This window comes from Ruegeria sp. BB9 (genome assembly GCF_056539345.1).
The window spans coordinates 94,401-110,281 of the sequence record NZ_JBQFUU010000001.1 but is presented as its reverse complement, the minus strand read 5'-3'; the positions used below and the strand labels follow the sequence as shown (position 1 = coordinate 110,281).

Below are 15,881 nucleotides of genomic sequence, written 5' to 3'. Positions count from 1 at the left end.
TTGAAAAAGCAGATTGAGGAAACGTCCTCGGTCATGACTGCCGACAACCGGGGGCTGGACACGCCGCTTGAAGTTCTGTCAGCCGCGTTGTCGGATTACCGAACGATCGTACAAATCCTCTATGATGCCGGATATTTCGGCCCGTCGGTCAGCATCAAGCTGGACGGGAAAGAAGCGGCAGATCTCAGCTCGCTGAGCGTTCCTGCGCAGATCAATCGGGCAACGATCACCATTCGCCCCGGCAAAGCGTACAATTTCGGAACCGCAGTCGTTCAGCCTTTGGCCCCCGATACGGAATTGCCCGAAGAGTTTGCCCCCGGCAAGCTGGCCACGACCGGCGCCATTCAACAGGCGACTTCGGCCGGGATTCAGGCCTGGAAGGACGCGGGCCACGCCAAAGCGAAACTGCGCGATCAACAGATCATCGCCCGGCACGCACAGGCCCAGCTGGACGCCCGGATCGACCTGGATCAGGGGCCGCGCCTGAAGTTCGGCAAGATGTATATCGAAGGCGGCACCGATGTCCGCCACAGTTCGATCGAGAAAATCGCCGGTTTCCCGTCGGGCGAGGTCTACTCGCCCGAAAAGTTGCAAAAGGTCGGCACACGGCTGCGGCGGACTGGTACGTTCAGCACCGTCTCGATCCAGGAACGGGACACGCCGAACCCGGACGGCACGCTGGATTTCGACGCCACCTTCGAGGACTTGCCCAAACGCCGCCTGACGTTTGGGGTCGAACTGGCCTCGCGCGATGGTCTCGACCTGACCGCCACCTGGACCCACCGCAACGTGTTCCGGCGCGCCCAGCGGCTACGCTTTGAGGCCGCCATCCGAAACATCGGCGGGTCTGAGGATATCGACGGGCGGTTGGGTCTGCGTCTGGATCAGCCCGACCGACTGGGCCCGGACGACAACACCTTCTGGAGCGCGCTGCTCGAGCGCCGAAACACCGACAATTACAGCGTGTCGGTTGCCTCGCTGACCTATGGTGCACGGCGGACATTCTCGGACGAGTTGTATGCCGAGGCGGCTGTGGGCTTTTCCTTCTCGAACGCTGACGACGCCTATGGTGACGGCCGCAAGTTCCGGTATTTCATCATTCCGTTCCGGTCCGAGTGGGACAAACGCGACAGCAAGGTCAGCGCCACCCGCGGGTATTACCTGGACAGCCAGTTCATGCCCTTTGTCGGCATCTCGGGCACGGATACCGGGCTGCGCCTGTTTTTCGACGGTCGCGCCTATACCAGCCTGGGCACTGGCGGCCGGATCGTGCTGGCCGGGCGGGTGCAACTTGGATCGATACTCGGCCCCCCGGCGGATGGTGTCACACCGGATTTCCTGTTCTTCTCCGGCGGCGCGGGCACCGTTCGCGGTCAGCCCTATGAAAGCCTTGGTGTCCCCGTCGGCACGGGCATTGCCGGCGGCAAGTCCTTTCTTGGCCTGTCGGGCGAGGTGCGCGGCAAGGTCACTGAAAAGCTGTCTCTTGTTGGGTTTTACGACTACGGTATCGTGGACACGTCTTCGTTCATTGGCAGTGGCGCCGAGTACCACGCGGGCGCGGGCCTTGGCGTTCGGTACGATCTGGGCGGCTTCGGCCCGCTAAGGCTGGACCTGGCGGTGCCTGTGCAAGGTGACACGGGCAACGGGCTGCAGTTCTATATCGGGATCGGGCAAGCATTTTGAGGCGCTACCTTTCATATCCTCTGGCGGTCGGGGCAACCGCCTTTGCCCTGTCCGGCCCCGTGGCCGCGCAAGAGGAAGAGAGTGGCGGTCTGCTGACCGATTTCCTGCAGAACACGTTATCCGGGGACAACCGCAATATCCGGGTCATCGGGCTGGAGGGCGCGCTGAGCTCTCGCGCACGCATCCAGGAGATCACGGTGGCCGACGACGAAGGAGTCTGGCTGACCATCAAAAACGCCGAGCTGGATTGGAACCGGCTGGCCCTGATCCGCGGCCGGTTTTCCGTGAACGCCCTGACCGCCGAAGAAATCGACATCGCACGCGCACCCGGCAAGACCACCACAGACGAACCGGCCGCCACCGCCGAGACCGAACCCTTTCAACTGCCCGAACTGCCCGTGGCGATCGAGATCGGTGAACTGCGCGTCAACGAGTTGTCCCTGGGCGAACCGCTGATAGGCGTTGCAGCAGACCTTTCAGTGGACGGAAACCTGAATCTGGCCGATGGCGCGCTGGACACCAAGCTGGACATCAACCGGTTGGACCGGGCCGGAGATCAGATAAATCTTGTGGCTGGTTTCCAGAACGAAAGCCGACAAATCGACCTGGACCTGACCGTCTCCGAGGCGTCAGGCGGGTTGATTTCGACCGCATTGAAAATACCGGACAGCCCACCCATCGGCCTGACGGCCAAAGGGTCCGGTCCGATCACCGATTTCACGGCGGATATCGGGCTGAGCAGTGACAATGTCGACCGTGTCTCGGGCCAGGTGCGCCTGCGCGGGATAGAAAAGACGGAAGGGGCGGCAGACGAAGGCATTGCCTTTACCGCCGACTTGGGCGGCGACCTGACCCCATTTTTGGCCGCCAACATGGATACCTTCTTCGGTACGGATACACGTCTGTATGTCGATGGCCGTACCGGAGCCGAAGGTGCGCTGGAGATTACCGAGGCGGACATCACGTCCGAAGCTTTGAAACTGGAAGCGCAGCTCAGCCTTGGAACAGGCGGGGCGCTGCAACTGGCAGCCGTCCAGGCAAGGATCTCGCCGCCGGCCGGGGACGACGTGGTCCTGCCATTCGGTGGAGGAGACACATCTGTCAAGGCCGCACAGCTCTCTGCCCTGTTCGACCACGAGAACGGCAATCATTGGGACCTGAGCCTGACGACCGAGAATGTTGTCACACCCCAAGTCCAGATTGCGCACACGCGGGTGACCGCACAGGGCACCCTGACTCAGATCGGCGGTCTGGACCTGACTGGGGATCTTCAAGCCTCTCTGGATGGTTTGGACTTGGCTGATCCTGCTCTGAACACAGCGGTGGGCGATCGCGTAACCCTTGATGGCCTGTTCGAATACGGACGGGACAAATCGCTCCGACTCTCGGGTTTCGAACTTGGGGGAACCGACTATTCAGCGACCGCCGATGCTGTCGTCAGCGGGCTTGAAAGCGGTCTGAAGATTGACGGATCGGCAACGATGCAGGCGTCCGATCTGTCTCGGTTCTCTGAGGTCGCCAAATTGGATCTGGGCGGCCGGGCATCGGTCCGGGTCGAGGGGGCGGGCTCGCCGTTGGAGGGCAGTTTTGACGGCAAGCTGGCCGTTTCCGGACAAAACCTGTCCACTGGTCGGGACGATATCGACCCCATCATCGCGGGCGAGACGGACATCACGCTGGACGCCAAGAGGGATGCAAACGGCATCCTGATCCGCGCTTTCACCATCGACGGCGAAACGCTGAACGCACGGGCGGATGGCGCGGTCACCACTCCGAACGGCAATCTGACCATCGACGGCCAGGCCCGGGTGAATGCCTCGGACCTCTCTGTATTCTCCGGCCTCGCCAAGCGCGACCTTGCGGGGGCCGTTCAGGCCCAGGTGGATGGCAAAGGCACCGTGCAGACCCTTGAGTTTGATGGCACTGCGCAGGTGACGACTACAGACCTGCAAACCGGGCTGGATCAGGTGGATCCGCTTGTGACCGGCCGCGTTGTCCTGAACTTCGACGGGGCCCGCACCGGTGACCGGATCGAAATCCGCAAGGCGACCGTTGACGCAGCCACGCTGAGTGCCCAAGTCGCGGCAACCATCGACGATCCGACCGGAAACCTGGCCTTTGACGGTCAGGCGCAGGTCAATGCCCCCGACCTGTCCGTCTTTTCCGGACTGGCAGGCCGTACGTTGGCGGGCGCGGTCACGGCGGATGTGACCGGTCGAGGGGCCCGTGGCAGCAAAGTCTTCGACGTGCAGGGCAAAATCAATGCAGAGGACATCTTGACCGGAATCCAAGCGGTGGATGCGCTGATCCCCGGACAGACGACGCTGACAGTCGACGCATCGAACGGCGAGGAAGGGTTGAACATCCGCAACTTCCGGCTTGCAGGGACAGCCTTGTCCGCCAACGCATCCGGCATCTTGAGCCGCGAAAGCGGCGGGCTGAGCTTCTCCGCCGCGTTGGACGACCTCGCCCGGGTTTCACAGACCCTGACGGGACCGCTGAAGGTGAACGGGAATGTGGCCCCCACATCCAGCGGTGTCGAGGGCACGGTCAGAGTGACCGGCCCGGAGACGTCCTATGCCAATCTTGTCGGCAGCGTAAATACGGATGGCTCGGCTGACCTGGACTTTGACGCCAAGTTTGATCGGGTCGAACGTTTTGCGCCCGAGTTTCCGGGCAGCTTGACGGCGAAAGGCAATGCAACGCGCCAGAACGGCGTGTGGACCATTGATGCCAATGCCGCCGGACCGGCCGAGATCAGCAGTGCAGTCAAGGGAACCTACGACGAAGCCTCGGGCAATGCCGACATCTCCGCACAGGGCGGCGTCAATTTGGGCATTGCAAACATCTTCATCACGCCCAACAAGATCGACGGATCGGCCCGGTTCGACCTGGCGTTGAAGGGCAAGCCGGCGCTGGAGTCGCTGAGTGGTCAGATCACCACCTCAGGGACGTCGATGGCGATCCCCAGCGTTGGGCAGACCATCACCGATATCGGCGGAACTGTAGACCTTGCCAACAGCCGCGCAACGATTTCGATGCGCGGCGGCATGCGCGCCGGAGGCGGATTTACGGTCAGTGGCCCGGTCGACCTTACACCGCCGTTCAACGCGCAGATCACAACTGCAATCAACAATCTCGTCCTGACCGACAATCTTTTGTACGAGACCACGTTGAACGGCCAGATCGCTATGACGGGCGCTTTGGCGGGGAACAGTTCGCTGGCCGGGCAGATCACATTTGGCGAGACCAATATCAACCTGGCCGCGGCATCTGGCGCGGTGGGGGCCGCGCCGATCCCGAAGATCGAACACGTGAACGAAAGCAATGCCAGCTACGTCACTCGGGAACGGGCGCAGTTGGTTGAAAAAGAGGAAACGTCGCAATCGGACTCTCGCATCTCTCTCGACATCAGCCTGTTGGCCCCCAAGGCGGTTTTCGTGCGGGGCCGCGGTGTGAATGCTGAATTGGGCGGTGCGATCTTCATCAAGGGCACCACCAAATCCGTCATCCCATCGGGCCAGATCGAACTGATCCGCGGTAATCTGGACATCCTTGGCCGGAGGCTGGCGCTGACCAAGGGCGTGGTCAGCCTGCAGGGCGACCTGACGCCGTATATCGAGTTCGAATCCTCGGCCAGCACTTCGGATGGAACCGCGACGTTGGAAATCGCGGGCCCGCTGGATTCTCCGACAGTCGATGTGTTCTCGGACCCCGAACGCCCCGCCGAAGAGGCGCTGGCCATGCTGCTGTTCGGCAACCGCTTTTCCGAACTGTCCCCGTTTGTCATTGCCCAGATGGCCGCGTCGCTGGCCCAGCTGAGCGGTGCCGGTGGCGATGCCACCAAGGGCGTTCGGGACGCCACGGGCGTAGATACCGTCGACGTCGGCGCGACCGAGGGCGGCGGCGGGCGTCTGGGCGCCGGCGCTTATCTGAGTGACAACCTGTACACCGATTTCACCGTGAACACCGAAGGCGACACCGAGGTGAACCTGAACCTGGACGTCAGCGACAGCGTGACAGTGCGCGGCACCGTAGATGGGCGCGGCGATACCGGCATCGGGATTTTCTTCGAGCGTGACTACTAAGACGTGTCGGTCTGGACCGTCACCCTAGACTTCTTCGACGGACAAGACCCCATCCAGTGATTTGATGGCACCCTTGATCTGGGGATTGATCGGGAATTCCTGCCCCAGGTCCATCTCGACCTCGCCCGGCAAGCCTGGATCCAGCAGGCACAAATGGATCGGCCCTTTCGAGGCGTTTTTGGCCGCCCCCGCAGCATCCGCGAGAACGCTGGCGACCGTCGACAACGCCTGTGATTGGTCCAAAAAGATACGAAGCCCGGTCGCGCCGGCCTCGGCCACGACTGAATCCGCCGGCCCGACCGAGCGCGCCAGCAGCTTCAGTTGGTCAGCCTCCATCGTGGCTTCGGCCGTCAGCACGACCTGCGCGCCCGTTTCCAGGTATTCGCGTGATTTCTCGAGGGTTTCCGAGAACAGCGTCACCTCGTACGCCCCGGTCGGGTCGGACAGCTGGGCAAAGGCGAAACGGTTGCCCTTGGCCGATTTCCGCTCCTGTCGCCCGGCGACCACACCGGCCATCTTGGCGATCAACGGACCCGAGCGTGCCTTTTCGGTAACCTCGTCCAGCGTCATCACCTGCTTGCGTTTCAGGGCCGGCATGTAGTCGTCCAACGGGTGGCCGGACAGGTAGAAGCCGATCGCCTTGAATTCTTCGCTCAGCCGTTCGGCGGGCAGCCAGTCGGGCGATTTCGACAGGCGCGGTTCGGGCAGATCGTCGCCCGCCTCGCCGAACAGCGACACCTGGTTCGAGTTCTTCTGTTCGTGGATCGCGGCGGAATACTGCACCAGCTGTTCCAGGCTTTCGAAGACCCGGCGGCGGTTCTTGTCCAGCTCGTCAAAGGCCCCCGCACGGGCCAGCATCTCCAGCGGCCGTTTGCCGACCTTTTTCAGATCGACCCGGCGGGCAAAGTCAAAGAGGTTGACGAACGGCTTGTCGCCCCTGCCCTGCACCACGAGGTTCATCGCCTCGACGCCCACGTTCTTGAGCGCGCCCAGCGCATAGACCAGTTTGCCATCCACCACATCAAACGTCGCCTGCGACCGGTTTATGCAAGGCGGCACATAGGGCAGTTCCAACCCCTTGCGGACCTCTTCGAAATAGATCGCCAGCTTGTCGGTCAGATGGATATCGCAGTTCATGACACCGGCCATGAATTCGACCGGGTGGTTCGCCTTCAGCCAGCCGGTCTGATAGCTGACCACCGCATAGGCCGCCGCGTGAGATTTGTTGAAGCCGTAGTTGGCGAATTTCTCCAGCAGGTCGAACACCTCGGACGCCTTCTTGGCATCTACCCCGTTCGCGGCTGCCCCGGCCTCGAATTTGGGGCGTTCGGCGTCCATCGCCTCTTTGATCTTCTTGCCCATCGCGCGGCGCAGCAGGTCGGCGCCGCCGAGGCTGTAGCCCGCCATGACCTGAGCGATCTGCATCACCTGCTCCTGGTAGACGATGATGCCTTGCGTTTCTTCCAGAATGTGGTCAATCAGCGGGTGGACCGAAGTGATCTTGCGCTGGCCATTCTTGACCTCGCAATAGGTCGGGATGTTCTCCATCGGGCCGGGGCGGTAGAGCGCGACAAGCGCCACGATGTCCTCGATGCAGGTGGGTTTCATGCGCTTGAGCGCATCCATCATGCCCGAGCTTTCAACCTGGAACACCGCCACGGTCTTGGCCGCGGAATAAAGCTTGTAAGTGGCCGGGTCATCCAGCGGGATGGCGTTGATCTGGTTCTCGGCCCCCTCGGCCGGCTCATAAAGTTGCCGACCGTCGGCCGCCACGTGCAATGGCCGCCCGGACTTGAAGATCAGGTCAATAGCGTTCTGGATGACCGTCAGAGTTTTGAGGCCCAGAAAGTCGAATTTCACCAGACCGGCCTGTTCGACCCATTTCATGTTGAACTGGGTGGCAGGCATGTCCGAGCGGGGGTCCTGATAGAGCGGCACCAGCTCGTCCAGCGGCCGGTCGCCGATCACCACGCCGGCGGCGTGGGTCGAAGCGTTGCGCAGCAGCCCCTCGACCTGCTGGCCGTAAGTCAGAAGGCGATCGACCACCTCTTCGTTGCGGGCTTCTTCGCGCAGACGCGGTTCGTCTTTCAGGGCCTTCTCGATCGACACCGGCTTGACGCCTTCGACCGGGATCATCTTGGACAGGCGATCCACCTGGCCGTAGGGCATCTGCAGCACCCGCCCGATGTCGCGCACCGCTGCCTTGGACAGGAGCGCGCCGAAGGTGATGATCTGGCCAACCTTGTCGCGGCCGTATTTCTGCTGAACATACCGGATCACCTCTTCGCGGCGGTCCATGCAGAAGTCGATGTCAAAGTCGGGCATCGACACCCGTTCGGGGTTCAGGAAGCGTTCGAACAGCAGGCTGTAACGCAGCGGGTCTAGGTCGGTAATCGTCAGCGCATAGGCCACCAGCGAGCCCGCGCCCGAGCCCCGACCCGGACCGACGGGGATGTCATGATCCTTGGCCCATTTGATGAAATCCGCAACGATCAGGAAGTAACCGGGGAACCCCATGCCCTCGATGATGTCCAATTCGAAATCCAGACGCTTCTGGTATTCCTCGGGTGGGACAGCGTGCGGGATCACCGCCAGTCGGGCCTGCAGACCCTCGTTGGCCTGGCGGCGTAGCTCCTCGACCTCGTCATCGGCGAATTTCGGCAGGATCGGATCCCGTTTGTAGGCCATGAAGGCGCAACGTTTGGCAATCTCGACCGTGTTTTCGATCGCTTCGGGCAGATCGGCAAAGAGCGTGGCCATTTCCTGCGGCGATTTGAAGTAATGCTGCGCGGTCAGGCGGCGGCGGCCCTCCTGTTGGTCGACATAGGCGCCCTCGGCGATGCAGATCAGGGCGTCATGGGCCTCGTACATGTCCGAAGTCGGGAAATAGACGTCATTGGTGGCCACCAGAGGCAGGTTCTTGGCATAGGCCATTTCCACATGGCCGCGCTCGGTCAGGCGCTCGGCCTCGGGCTGACCATCCTCGCCGGGATGACGTTGCAGTTCGATATAAAGCCGATCGGGGAACATCGCGGCCAACCGATCGACCAGCAACTCGGCCGCCGGACGCTGGCCCTGCTGCAACAGGCGGCCCACGGGCCCATCCGGTCCGCCGGTCAAGCAGATCAGCCCATCGGCATGCGCAGTCAACTCCTCAAGCGTGACCTGCGGCAACTGCCCGCCCTTGTCCACATACAGGCACGAGCTGAGCTTCATCAGATGCTCGTACCCCGTCTCAGACTGTGCCAGCAGTACAATCGGCGCGGGGGGCTTGGGTTTTTCCCCCGGTTGCGCCTGAACATACGCCAGATCAACCTGGCAGCCCATGATCGGCTGCACACCCGCACCGCTTGCGGTGACCGAGAATTCCAGCGCCGCGAACATGTTGTTGGTGTCCGTCACCGCAACGGCGGGCATGTCCATCTGCTCGCACAGCGTTGGCAGTTTCTTCAGGCGCACCGCCCCCTCAAGAAGGGAATATTCGGTGTGAACTCGGAGGTGGATGAATCGAGGAGTACTGCTCATACGAGGCAGGCTATCGCACTCGCGACCCGGGAAAAAGACGGAACAGTTAAGGGTGATTGCTGAAAAAATAGCCGCGCATTATTCGGAGATTCCAGAAGGTGCTTCAGCCGACGCCGCCGGCGTTACACCAAAATCTCTTTCAATTCAGATGCCTAGATAATAATGACGTGGTGCATATCAAGGCATGGGATCGGAAATGGTACATTCGGCAGGCAGTTTTTCTTGCCAGCGCGCACAGGCTGTTTCTAACATCTTCAGGCAAGCTACAAGCCCGCTTCTGTCTCTACGTCGCATCGAGACATGAGCACCCATGGGCGCAACCGGGTAAGGCGACGGGTTTCAAGAATGAATATCACGTTTCTTCTGAACGGAGAGACAGTGGAGCTGGCGGATGTCGATCCGACGGCCACATTGCTGGATTGGCTGCGCGAGGATCGCGGCCTGACCGGCACCAAGGAAGGCTGCAACGAGGGCGATTGCGGGGCCTGCACGGTCATGGTTACGGATGAGGCCGGTGCCAAGGCGCAGAATTCCTGCATTCTTTTTCTGCCTCAACTGCACGGCAAGGCTGTGCGCACGGTCGAGGGGGCGAGCGGGCCCGACGGCGAGCCCCATCCCGTCCAGCAGGCGATGGTGGATCTTCATGGCTCGCAATGTGGATTCTGCACACCCGGTTTCGTGATGTCGATGGTGGCGAGCCATGCAAATGGCGCGACCGATCACGACACGCAACTGGCCGGCAACCTGTGCCGCTGCACCGGCTATGCGCCGATCATCCGCGCGGCAAAGGCCGTCGAAGACCAGCCGGTGCCGGTCTGGGTCAAGGACAAGCCGGTTGCGGCCAAGCCGGCCTCGCCCCTTCTGCCGAAGTCATCCGACGAACTGGCCAAAGTCTTTGCCGCCCATCCCGGTGCAACTTTGATCGCGGGTGCCACCGATGTCGGCCTCTGGGTCACCAAGCAACTGCGGAACCTGGACCCGGTGATCTTTCTGGGCGGATGCGATGATCTGAAAGAGATCTCGGTCACCGAAGACGAAGTGCGCATCGGCGCGATGGTGGACATGAACCGCATGGGCGCGGCGATGGCCGATCTGCATCCGTCCTATGCCGAGATGATCCGGCGCTATGCCAGCGTTCAAGTGCGCCACGCGGCTACGGTGGGCGGCAACATCGCCAACGGCTCTCCCATTGGAGACAATCCGCCCGCACTGATCGCGCTGGGGGCCACATTGCACCTGCGCAAGGGCGACGAGAGGCGGGCGATCCCGCTGGAGGATTTCTTTGTTGATTACGGCAAGCAGGATCGCGCGCCCGGCGAGTTCGTGGAAGCGGTCAGCTTTATGCGCCAACCCGATCGGCTGAAATGCTACAAGCTGAGCAAACGGTTCGATCAGGATATCTCGGCCGTCTGCGGTTGTTTCAACATCACCGTTTCGGACGGCGTCGTCTCGCAAGCCCGGATCGCCTTTGGCGGAATGGCCGGTGTGCCGAAACGCGCGACACAGGTTGAGGCCGCGCTGACCGGTCGCCCGTGGACGGCGGAAACGGTTCAAAGCGCCTTGCCGGCCTTTGCCGAGGACTATTCCCCGATGAGCGACATGCGTGCCTCGGCCCGCTACCGGCTGGAGACCGCAAAGGCCATGCTCGAACGCTATTTCCTAGAAGATCAGGGCGAGCTGACCAATGTGCTGGAGGTTTCGGCATGAGCGTGACCAAGCCCCTGCCCCATGACGCGGCACCCCTGCATGTGTCGGGAACCGCCCGTTATGTTGACGACATTCCGACGCCCAAGGGAACGCTGCATCTGGCGTTCGGCCTGAGCCCGATCTCCAAGGGCCGGATCACGGCGATGGACCTGTCAGATGTCCGTGCGGCCCCGGGAGTCGTTTTGGTGATGACGGCCGAAGATCTGCCCTTTGCCAATGACGTCTCGCCCTCGATCCATGACGAGCCGCTGCTGGCGGATGGGACGGTGAACTATGTGGGCCAGCCCGTGTTTCTGGTTGTCGCCACCAGCCATCTGGCGGCGCGCAAAGCCGCGCGGTTGGGCAGGATCGACTATGCCGAGGAAACGCCGATCCTGACCATCGAGGAGGCCTTGGCCGCAGACAGCCGGTTCGAGGACGGCCCCCGCATCTATGCCAAAGGTGATGCGGAAACCGCCATCACGCAGGCGGCGCATGTGGTCGAAGGCACGTTCGAGATCGGCGGGCAGGAGCATTTCTACCTGGAAGGTCAGGCCGCGCTGGCGGTGCCGCACGAAGGCGGCGACATGCTAGTGCATTCCTCGACCCAGCATCCGACCGAGATTCAACACAAGGTAGCTGATGCTTTGGGCGTTCCCATGCACGCGGTGCGGGTCGAAACCCGGCGGATGGGCGGCGGGTTCGGTGGCAAGGAAAGCCAGGGCAACGCGCTGGCTGTGGCCTGCGCAGTTGCGGCACGGGCAACCGGTCGAGCCTGCAAGATGCGCTATGACCGCGATGATGACATGACCATCACCGGCAAGCGCCACGCCTTCCGCATCAGCTACAAAGCCGGCTTTGACGAAAACGGCCACATTCAGGGTGTTTCCTTCCTGCACTACGCCATCTGCGGTTGGGCGCAGGACCTGTCGCTGCCGGTCGCCGACCGCGCGATGCTGCATTCCGACAACGCCTACCTTCTGCCCAACGCGCGGATCGAGAGCCATCGACTGAAGACCAACACACAGTCCGCAACCGCCTATCGCGGCTTTGGCGGGCCGCAGGGCATGGTGGGGATCGAGCGGGTGATGGATCACGCCGCGCATGTGCTGGGTCTGGACCCGGTCGAGCTGCGGCGGCGGAACTACTATGAACCGGCGCACGCAGGCGTTGAAGAACCGGTGCGGGACAAGCAGCTGGGCCACCCGGACCCGCATGAAGATCTGACCAGCCGCGGCGCAGTCGAAACCGGCCGCTCGGTGGTGCGCCCCGTTCCCGCGGGTGGAAACACCACCCCCTACGGCATGGAAGTCACCGATTTCGAGCTGCATCCCATGACCGAAGCCTTGCTGGAGTCCTGCGATTACGCAGCCCGCAAGGCAGCGGTCGAGAAGTGGAATGCCGAAAACCGCGTGATCAAGAAGGGCATCGCCTTTTCACCGGTCAAGTTCGGGATTTCCTTCACGCTGACCCATCTGAACCAGGCCGGGGCGTTGGTGCATGTCTACCAGGACGGCTCGGTCCACCTGAACCATGGCGGCACCGAGATGGGCCAGGGCCTGTTCCAGAAAGTGGCGCAGGTGGCGGCCGCGCGGTTCGGCATTCCGCTGGAGATGGTGAAGATCACCGCGACCGATACCGCGAAGGTGCCGAATACCTCGGCCACGGCGGCCTCGTCGGGCAGCGACCTGAACGGGATGGCGGTCAAGGCCGCCTGTGACACGATCCGCGACCGGATGGCCGCCTATCTGGCCGAGCGGCATCAGACCGATCCATCGGCGGTCGTATTTGCCGATGGCCGGGTCAGCTTGGGCGAGGAAAGCTATAGCTTTGCCGAAGCCGCGGCGCTGGCCTATCAGGGGCGCATCAGCCTGTCGGCAACCGGGTTCTACAAGACCCCCAAGATCGAATGGGACCGAATCGCCGGACGCGGGCGCCCGTTCTTCTACTTCGCCTACGGAGCTTCGGTGACCGAAGTCGCCGTGGACACTCTGACCGGCGAGAACCGCATCCTTCGGACGGATATCCTGCATGACGCAGGTGCTTCGCTGAACCCTGCGCTGGATATCGGGCAGGTCGAAGGCGGCTATGTGCAAGGCGCGGGCTGGTTGACGACCGAGGAGCTGGTCTGGGACGACAAGGGCCGGCTGCGCACCCATGCGCCATCGACCTACAAGATTCCTGCCTGTTCGGACCGCCCCGACATCTTCAATGTCGCACTTTGGGACTGCCGGAACCGCGAGGACACGATCTATCGCTCAAAAGCGGTGGGCGAGCCGCCCTTCATGCTGGGCATCTCGGCCTGGTTGGCGCTGTCGAACGCGGTTGCGGCCTGCGGTGACGGGTATCCGGCGATCAATGCCCCAGCCACCGCCGAAGAGGTCTGGACCGCCGTTCAACGCATGCGTGGAGACACCTGATGGGATTTGACCGGCAGACTTTGAGGGAGGCGGTCAAAACGCATGGCAAGGTGACCCGCGTGGTCATTGCCGCAATCCGAGGCTCGTCCCCGCGCGAGGTCGGCGCCGCGATGCTGGTCTGGAAGGGCGGGCAATCCGGCACGATCGGGGGCGGCACGCTGGAGTATCAGGCGGCTGAGGCCGCCCGGGTTCAGCAAAGCCCAACCCGCCTGTCCCGCCATGCGCTGGGTCCCGACCTCGGGCAATGCTGCGGCGGTGCCGTAACGCTGCTGAGCGAGGTCTATGACCTGAAGTCCGTCGAGGCCCTGGACGACACCGTCATCGCACGCCCGACTGCCGGTGGTGACATGCCATTGTCGGTCAAGCGGCTGCTGGCAACCGCACGCGCACAGGGTATCGCGCCTGAACCGCAATTGCTTGACAGCTGGATGATCGAACCGGTGCACACACCGACCCGCCGATTGTGGATCTGGGGGGCCGGTCATGTCGGACGGGCGCTGGTGGATGTGCTGTCGCCTCTCCCCGATCTTGCCATCACTTGGGTAGACACCGCCGCCGATCGGTTTCCAGCTGGCATCCCAGCAGATGTAACCGTGGTTCCGGCAGCGAACCCGGCCGACCTCGTGCACCACGCACCGGTTCAAGCCGAGCACTTGGTGCTGACTTATTCACACAATCTGGATCTGGAACTGTGCAACCGGCTATTGACGCACGGTTTTCACTTTGCCGGGCTGATCGGCTCGGCTACGAAATGGGCGCGATTCCGCTCGCGCCTGGCTGCGCTGGGTCATTCACCGGCTCAGATCGCCCGGATCACCTGCCCGATCGGTGACCCATCGTTGGGCAAGCACCCGCAGATGATCGCAGTTGGTGTGGCAGCGCAAATCCTGCGCCCCGCCCGACAGAACGACTTGAAGAAGGACCAGAGCGCGTGACCACTCCACTACTGAGCTTGCAGGGGTTGACCAAGGCCTATCCCGGCGTCGTGGCCAACGACCAAGTGTCCTTTGACATCGGTGAGGGCGAAGTTCACGCCCTGCTGGGCGAAAACGGCGCAGGAAAATCCACGCTGGTGAAGATGATCTACGGGTTGGTCAAGCCGGACAGCGGCACGATGCTGTTGCGCGGCCAACCCTATGCGCCGGCCGAGCCGCGCGCGGCCCGTGCCGACGGCATTGCCATGGTGTTCCAACATTTTTCGCTGTTTGACGCGCTGAACGTGGCCGAAAACATCGCCTTGGGCATGGAAAGCCCGCCGCCGATGGGTGATCTGGCTTCGCGCATTCGCGAGGTCTCGGAGACCTATGGCCTGCCACTGGATCCGTATCGTCGGGTTGGTGACCTGTCCGCCGGTGAACGCCAGCGGGTCGAGATCATCCGCTGCCTGCTGCAGGACCCCAAGCTGCTGATCATGGACGAACCCACCTCGGTTCTTACCCCGCAAGAGGTAGATATCCTGTTCGAAACACTGAAAAAGCTGCGGTCGGAGGGAACCTCGATCCTGTACATCTCGCACAAGCTGGAGGAAATCCGCACGCTGTGCGACCACGCCACCATTCTGCGGCTGGGCAAGAATGTGGGTGAATGCACACCCAGCGAAACATCCGCCCGCGACATGGCCGAAATGATGGTGGGATCAGCCCTTCAGACCCCTGAACGGTCTGGGCGCGAGTTCGGACCCGTCGCGCTGGATGTTACCGGGCTTTCGGTTCCGTCCCCTTCCGAATTCGGGACCGCGCTGAAGAACGTGCACCTGACCGTCCGCAAGGGCGAAGTCCTTGGCATCGGCGGCGTGGCCGGCAACGGTCAGGACGAACTGCTGGGCGTTCTGTCCGGTGAAATCCTGACGGACGCGGATGCGATCCGCTTCAACGGCCAGCCGATCGGCAAACTGGGCCCGACGGCCCGGCGCAGACTGGGTGTGCTGACGGCCCCAGAAGAGCGGTTGGGACATGCCGCGGCGCCGGACATGAGCCTGACGGAAAACGCTCTGCTGACCGGTTCGGTGCGCGAGTCTCTGGAGAAGAACGGTTTTTTGAAATGGGCCGACACCCGCGTGTTTGCGGAAAAGATCATTCAGGCATTCGACGTGCGGACCCCGGGGCCGGAAAACGCCGCGCGGTCGCTGTCGGGCGGCAACCTGCAGAAATTCGTCATCGGCCGGGAAGTCCTGCAAAACCCCGAAGTGCTGGTCGTGAACCAGCCGACCTGGGGCGTCGACGCCGCCGCAGCCGCTGCGATCCGTCAGGCCATTCTGGACCTTGCGGCCAAGGGAACGGCGGTGGTCTGCATCAGCCAGGATCTGGATGAACTGATGGAGATCTCCGACAGTTTCGCCGCCCTGAACGAAGGGCGCCTCAGCGCTCCGCGACCCACAACTGGCCTGACAGTCGAAGAGATCGGTCTGATGATGGGCGGCGCGCATGGGATGGAGGTGGCCCATGTGTAACCTACGGTGCCGCCTCTGGCGCAAGAATCC

The 15,881-nt window shown here is 62.5% G+C and carries 7 protein-coding genes; 6 read left to right on the top strand and 1 reads right to left on the bottom strand.

What is annotated here, in order from left to right:
- On the top strand, nucleotides 1-1,683 hold the full coding sequence (locus tag ACR0FC_RS00525; protein ID WP_480656755.1) for an autotransporter assembly complex protein TamA: 1,683 nt from the start codon (nucleotides 1-3) through the stop codon (nucleotides 1,681-1,683).
- A complete protein-coding gene (locus tag ACR0FC_RS00520; protein WP_170337481.1) occupies nucleotides 1,680-5,771 on the top strand; it encodes a translocation/assembly module TamB domain-containing protein in 4,092 nt (1,363 codons plus the stop codon). The genes ACR0FC_RS00525 and ACR0FC_RS00520 overlap by 4 nt, the downstream gene beginning before the upstream one ends.
- A gap of 24 nt (nucleotides 5,772-5,795) precedes the next feature.
- On the opposite strand, the gene dnaE is transcribed toward ACR0FC_RS00520, so the two are convergent.
- Nucleotides 5,796-9,296, bottom strand: a complete 3,501-nt coding sequence (gene dnaE, locus ACR0FC_RS00515) for a DNA polymerase III subunit alpha (RefSeq protein WP_170337480.1) — start codon at nucleotides 9,294-9,296, stop codon at nucleotides 5,796-5,798.
- A gap of 345 nt (nucleotides 9,297-9,641) precedes the next feature.
- On the opposite strand from dnaE, the gene xdhA reads away from it, so the two are divergent.
- From xdhA to ACR0FC_RS00495, 4 genes are read left to right on the top strand one after another with little or no spacing between them, the layout of a single operon-like run.
- Complete coding sequence (gene xdhA, locus ACR0FC_RS00510; RefSeq protein ID WP_170337479.1) at nucleotides 9,642-11,003, top strand: xanthine dehydrogenase small subunit; 1,362 nt, start codon at nucleotides 9,642-9,644, stop codon at nucleotides 11,001-11,003.
- The gene (gene xdhB, locus ACR0FC_RS00505; RefSeq protein ID WP_170337478.1) at nucleotides 11,000-13,402 is read left to right on the top strand and encodes a xanthine dehydrogenase molybdopterin binding subunit; all 2,403 of its coding nucleotides are present in this window, start codon (nucleotides 11,000-11,002) and stop codon (nucleotides 13,400-13,402) included. The genes xdhA and xdhB overlap by 4 nt, the downstream gene beginning before the upstream one ends.
- On the top strand, nucleotides 13,402-14,337 hold the full coding sequence (gene xdhC / locus ACR0FC_RS00500) for a xanthine dehydrogenase accessory protein XdhC (RefSeq protein ID WP_170337477.1): 936 nt from the start codon (nucleotides 13,402-13,404) through the stop codon (nucleotides 14,335-14,337). The genes xdhB and xdhC overlap by 1 nt, the downstream gene beginning before the upstream one ends.
- Nucleotides 14,334-15,851 carry an ABC transporter ATP-binding protein gene (locus ACR0FC_RS00495; RefSeq protein WP_170337476.1) on the top strand — a complete coding sequence of 506 codons (1,518 nt, stop codon included), beginning with the start codon at nucleotides 14,334-14,336 and terminating at the stop codon, nucleotides 15,849-15,851. Before xdhC ends, ACR0FC_RS00495 begins: the two co-directional genes overlap by 4 nt.
- The last annotated feature ends 30 nt before the right edge of the window (nucleotides 15,852-15,881 follow it).

Excerpts from the sequence above, each read along its gene's own strand:
- dnaE (WP_170337480.1), bottom strand. The coding sequence starts at position 9,296 with ATGAGCAGTACTCCTCGATTCATCCACCTCCGAGTTCACACCGAATAT.
- xdhA (WP_170337479.1), top strand. The coding sequence starts at position 9,642 with ATGAATATCACGTTTCTTCTGAACGGAGAGACAGTGGAGCTGGCGGAT.
- xdhB (WP_170337478.1), top strand. The coding sequence starts at position 11,000 with ATGAGCGTGACCAAGCCCCTGCCCCATGACGCGGCACCCCTGCATGTG.
- xdhC (WP_170337477.1), top strand. The coding sequence starts at position 13,402 with ATGGGATTTGACCGGCAGACTTTGAGGGAGGCGGTCAAAACGCATGGC.